Raw genomic sequence first — 5128 nt, 5'->3', positions numbered from 1 at the left:
GATGGACGGCGAGGGGCCGATGAAACCGATGTCGAGGGAGCCGCCGTTGAGGGCTTCGATCTCGGACGGACCGGCGTTGAAGGTCTGCGGCTTGATCTTGGTGCCGTTCAGTTCCTTCTCGATCAGGCCCTCCTGGATACCGACGAGCGCGGTGGCGTGCGTCAGGTTCGGGAAGTACCCGATGCGGACCTCGGAGGCCGACAGCTTCTTGCCGTCGGTGGCCGCGACGTTGGCCTTGTCGTCTTCCTTCTTCGCCTCGGAACCGTAGCCGCAGGCCGTCAGGAGGAGGGGGAGCGTCGCGGTGACGGCGATGGCGCGCAGGGTGATGAGCGGTCTTGCGGCAGACACGGAGGTGTCCTTTCACGGGGTGGGTGTTCGGGGCGGGTGTTTCGAGAGGCGATGGAGGTACGCGCACGGTGCCCACTGCCGGTCGGTGGTGGGAACGGCGTCGTCGGCGGGGGAGCGGAGAGGTGTCGCGGATGCCGAAGGGGCGGATGTGGAGCCGCCGCGCATCGCGCGCCGCGCACGAAGGTGATGCGGTGCGGCGAGGTCAGCCGGGAGGGTCCATCCGGTCGCGGATGGAGAGCGGGACGGCGAAGTGCCGGCGGTGCTCCGTGCGCGGAGCGGTGCTCTGCACGCGGAGCGGGGCTCCGGGCAGCGCGTCAGGCAGGCTGACAGATGGCGCTGGACGTGCGGACCAGGTCGATGTGCCGGCGGGTGGTGAGGCGGGGCAGCAGAAGGCCCGCGTGATGCGGCGTGCGCATGGTCACCTCACCCCTGAATCCCTAGTTTTCCTACCTGGCTGGTAGGCATATTGGCAGACGGCGCGACCCACCCCAAGGGGCTGACCACATTCTGGACGGGCTTGTCTCGACTTATGAGAACGTGCAGGTGGGGCGGGGTGGCGGCACGGGGGTCAGGGATTGGTCCAGGCGTCGGGAACGTCGGTCAGCGCGGACACGCCGGCCGGCAGGTCGGACCCCGCGACGTCGGCGAGCGTCACGCCGTCGAGGATGGCCCGCACGTTGGACCGCAGCGCGATCCACAAGGGGAGCAGCGACTCGGCGGGGCCGGTGTAGGACAGGTCCGGAGGGCGGACCCCGCGGACCGAGACCAGCGGTCCGTCCACGACGCGGATGACGTCCGCGATGCTGATGGAGTCGGCGGGCTTGGCCAGGCGGTATCCGCCGTTGCCGCCCCGCTGGCTGAGGACGAGACCGCCCCGGCGCATGTCGTTCAGGATCCCCTCGAGGAACTTGTGCGGGATGTCCTGGGCCTCGGCGATGGCTTCGGCCTTCAGGGGCCCGTCGTCCTGTGACACCGCGAGCTGCAGTGCGGCCCGCACCGCGTAGTCCGCCCTGGCTGAGATCCGCATGCGCACATTATCCCGTACGCCGTCCGTCCACGTCCCGCGGGTGGGCGGCGGGCCGCCGGGTCAGTGGAAGGCCGCCGCCACCGCCCGGTGCGGGCCGTTGAGGTAGTGCTCGCCGATGGAGCGGAGACGGTGCGCGGCCGGGCGGTGCGCCGTCAGGACGCGCGCGTTGCGCCAGAAACGGTCCAGGCCGGGTGCGTCGGCGAGCTCCAGCACGCGCGTGGTGATGTGCAGTGCTGCCCGCGACGTCACCGTCTCGGCCGTGGCGACCAGCGCGGCGACACCCGCCGGTTCGTCGGCGTCGAGATGGGCGCCCGCGTCGAGGGCCCGCGCCATCGCCTCCGTCGCCCGGTCGACCACGGCGGTGGCCGTGTGGGCGGCAGAGGCGAGCTCCCCGTACGTGAGCAGGAGGTCCGGGTCCTCGCCGGGCAGCCGGTGCGCCCGGCCGCCCCTGCTGAGATCGCGCGCTTCGGTGAGCGCGCCCTCGACGATGCCGAGGGCGACGTGGCACAGGGCGAGCCGCAGCGCCGGCTCCGCCAGCGCGGTGAAGGGAGCCGTCGACTCCTCGTCGTGCGGGCGCCGGCCCAGTACCTGGCCGGGAGCGACGGTGACCCGGTCGAGGACGACCTCGCCCGCACCGGCCGCGCGCTGCCCGAGGCGGTCGATGGCGGGTTCCACGCTCACGCCGCGTGTACGCGGCGGTATCCGCACGACCAGGACGTCGCCGGTCACGGCGCAGACGGCGTCCAGCACGATCTGGTCGGCGACCGCCGCCGCCGTCTCGACGGACCGGCGCCCCTCCAGTACGTAGCCGGTGTTGCGGGGCCTCAGCGTGAGGTCCGGCCCGTCGCCGTCCTCCTCGGGTGCGGGCGCGCGGACCGCCCCGGTCCAGAGCCAATGCTCGCGCACCGAGGCCTCTTCGAGGGGGGCGGCGTGATGGTGACTCGCGTAGAAACGGCCGCTCCAGGTGTGTACGTAGTGGCGCGCGAGCACGTCGCCGACGGAGCTGTCCGCCGCGGCGACCTCCCGTATGACGGCGCACCCGGTACGCCAGTCCGTGCCGCGGCCGGGCGACGGCGGGGTGAGGGCCGCGAGCAGCCCGGCCTCGCGCAGCCGGGTCCTCTCGTCGGTCGGCGGCCGGCCCGCCTGCTCACGGGCGATGGCGTCCGCGGCGAGGTCGTCCGCCACGTCGTGGGCGGTACGCAGGAGCGCGCGGCGCTCGTCGCCGGACCGGGCGGCGGCCGTGCTCGGTGTCGTCGGCACGGACTTCACCGACAGGCCGGGGTGCCGTGGCGTGGCGCGGGGACCGGGCGGACGGCGGGGCCATCGGGGACGGCGGTGGTCATGTGGGCTACTCCGGATCGTTGTCGGGCGCCGGCAGCAACGGCGTCGGTGGCCGGCGGGAGCCGCACTGCAACTCAATCCCACCTTCCCTATCGGATTGATAGGGATATTCGCCCAAGGTGGCCCCCTCAGCAAGAGCCCGCCCGCATCCTGGACACATCCGTCTTGGGACAAGAGACGCGCTGGTCAGGCACCTGCCGTGGCGTCAGTCCAGCGGCTGCTCCACCGAGCTGGTGCCGCAGCCCTTCTGGGATTCCCAACTCCAGGACTCCTCAAGGCGCAGGCGGCCGTCGGCGAGCACGGTCACGAGCGAGGTGCAGTGTCCGGAGGCTGTCGTGCCGTCCAGACGGAGCTGGACGTAGCGGAAGTCCACGGTGTCGTCCTCCCGGGTGCCGATCAGATGCCCCTTGACCACGTCCCCGCCCCGGTAGTCGGCCCAGACGACACCGTCGTGCTCGTGGTATTCGAACCGGGTCCGGCGACCGACCTGGCCGGGTGCCTGGTCGGCCACGGGAACGAAGACGAGACCGTCGAGCGAGCGTGCCACGGGTGACTCCTGGAGGAAGACGGTCCGCGGCCGGCCGCTCCGGACGAGCGGAGATGAAACGGCCCGGCGCGGGTATCGGAGGATGGACGAGGGGCCGGACGGGCCACCGACGGAAGGCGTACCACCCATGACCCAGGACACCGCGGGGAACGAACCGCACGAGCCGACCCCCGAGGAACGCGCAGCCCGCGACAGGGTACGCCGACGGGCCACGGGCATGACGCACCACCAGACCGCGGACGCACTGGAGGCCGCCGAGGAGGCCGCCGGCGACCTCGACACGGCCGACACGGGCACCCGCGCCGAGATCGCGGAATGGCGGCGCATCACCGACGTGCTCTTCGACCACGGCGGCCCCTACGCCCCGGAGACCGACGCCTACGTCCAGGGCCAGCTCACCGCCCGCAAGAACCGCTGCGGCTAGGGCGACGTGTCCCGACCGGCGGCGCCCCGGAGGCGGGTGGCGGCCGCCTCCGCCTCGCGGACGACGCGGCCCGTGTCGACGTCGACCAGCCGGCCGTCGAGCTTCAGCGGCCGGCCGTCCACGAACACCGCGTCGATGTTCTCGGGGCGCCCGTTGAAGACGACCTGGCCCACCCAGTCGAAACGCGGTGCGAAGTTCAGGGCGGCCGGGTCGATGACGACGACGTCCGCCCGTTTGCCCGGGGTCAGGGAGCCCACCCGGTCGGCGATGCCGAGCGCTTCGGCTCCGCCCAGCGTGGCCATCCGTAAGACGTCCTGCACCTGCGGGAAGACCCCGGCGTCCGTCGTCCGGGCGCGTTGCAGGCCGATGGCCGTCTTCATCAGCGCGTGGAAGTCCGAGCTGTCGTTGGTCCCGCCGTCCAGGCCCAGCCCGACCTTGACGCCCCGCCGTCTGAACTCGGCCAGCCGCATGATGCCGGACGCCAGCCGCATGTTGCTCAGCGGGCAGTGGGCCGCCCGTACGTCGTGTTCGGCGACGGCGGCGATCTCGGCGTCGGTCAGGTGGACGGCGTGGTTGATCAGGAGCCCCGGTCCCAGCGCGCCGATGTCGGAGAGCACCCCGATGGGGTCGTCCGCGCGCTGCTCCGGGCGTTCCAGCACGTGGGAGTTGAGCATGACGCCCAGGTCCTGGGCGGCCTCCCAGTGCGCGCGGTTGTGGTCCTGGACGGCCCGCGCCGCATGGGTGGCCACCTGGAAGGAACCCAGCGGCGCCGGATCGACGAGTTCCTCCTTCACCTTGGTGAGCAGTACCCCGTCCGGCTTGGGCGGGTACATCGCGTAGGTGAAGCGCACCCCGGTGCCGGCCAGGGCCCGTACGTAGCTCTCGATCAGGTCGAACGCGAAGATGTCCACCCAGTCCACCAGTGTGGTGACGCCCGACTGGACGGCGTCGAGGGCGGCGAGCCGTACGAAGCTGTGGAGGGCCGCGGGCGTCAGCCGTGCGCGTTGCGGGTCGGTGCACCCCGCGAACCAGCCGAAGAGGTCCCGGTCGGTGCAGCCGCCCCGGATCACCGCCTGCCAGAGGTGGGTGTGGGTGTCGACGAACCCAGGCATGACCAGCTTGCCCGAGGCCTCCACCACCCGGGCTCCAGGCGGCCGTTGGAGAGCCGGGCCGACGGCGGCGACGGCGCCGTTCCGCATCAGGACGTCGGCGTTCTCGACCGCCCCGAGGGGACCGCCGCCGCCGAGGCCGGGGTCCATGGTGAGTACGAGGGAGGCCCCACGGAGCAGGACCGTCCCGCCGGCCGGGGCGGGCCGGCCGGACGGGCGGCTCGGGGACGTGGGGCGGGCGGTGACGCCGAGGAGGAGCGGTGTGGCGGCGGCCAGGCCGAGGCCGGTGAGGAGGTCGCGTCGGCTGGGGGCGGCGAGGGGGGTGGGGGCGG

Annotated in this window: 7 protein-coding genes; 1 reads left to right on the top strand and 6 read right to left on the bottom strand. The window is 72.8% G+C overall.

The window, feature by feature from the left end:
- The 5 genes from IG86_RS0137780 to IG86_RS0137760 form a co-directional block, all read right to left on the bottom strand.
- A partial coding sequence (locus IG86_RS0137780; protein ID WP_030833716.1) for an ABC transporter substrate-binding protein occupies positions 1-348 on the bottom strand: 348 nt, incomplete at its 3' end.
- A 314-nt stretch (positions 349-662) separates the two neighbouring features.
- Positions 663-764, bottom strand: a complete 102-nt coding sequence (locus IG86_RS45450) for a putative leader peptide (protein WP_324610408.1) — start codon at positions 762-764, stop codon at positions 663-665.
- 152 nt (positions 765-916) lie between these two features.
- Positions 917-1375, bottom strand: a complete 459-nt coding sequence (locus IG86_RS0137770) for an RrF2 family transcriptional regulator (RefSeq protein WP_030903033.1) — start codon at positions 1373-1375, stop codon at positions 917-919.
- A 60-nt stretch (positions 1376-1435) separates the two neighbouring features.
- Positions 1436-2635, bottom strand: coding sequence for an acyl-CoA dehydrogenase family protein (locus IG86_RS0137765; RefSeq protein WP_051785656.1), 1200 nt, complete (start codon positions 2633-2635; stop codon positions 1436-1438).
- 286 nt (positions 2636-2921) lie between these two features.
- Positions 2922-3263 carry an avidin-fold protein gene (locus IG86_RS0137760; protein ID WP_030903030.1) on the bottom strand — a complete coding sequence of 114 codons (342 nt, stop codon included), beginning with the start codon at positions 3261-3263 and terminating at the stop codon, positions 2922-2924.
- Positions 3264-3390: 127 nt separating this feature from the next.
- Between IG86_RS0137760 and IG86_RS0137755 the strand changes: the two genes are divergently transcribed.
- A complete protein-coding gene (locus IG86_RS0137755; RefSeq protein WP_030833704.1) occupies positions 3391-3687 on the top strand; it encodes a hypothetical protein in 297 nt (98 codons plus the stop codon).
- Here IG86_RS0137755 and IG86_RS0137750 read toward each other — a convergent pair.
- A partial coding sequence (locus IG86_RS0137750) for an amidohydrolase family protein (protein ID WP_244306281.1) occupies positions 3684-5128 on the bottom strand: 1445 nt, incomplete at its 5' end. The genes IG86_RS0137755 and IG86_RS0137750 overlap by 4 nt on opposite strands.

The sequence above is a fragment of the Streptomyces virginiae genome (genome assembly GCF_000720455.1).
Taxonomy (GTDB): Bacteria; Actinomycetota; Actinomycetes; order Streptomycetales; family Streptomycetaceae; genus Streptomyces; species Streptomyces virginiae.
The sequence above is the reverse complement of the archived record's forward strand: the minus strand, read 5'-3'. Positions and strand labels throughout refer to the sequence as shown.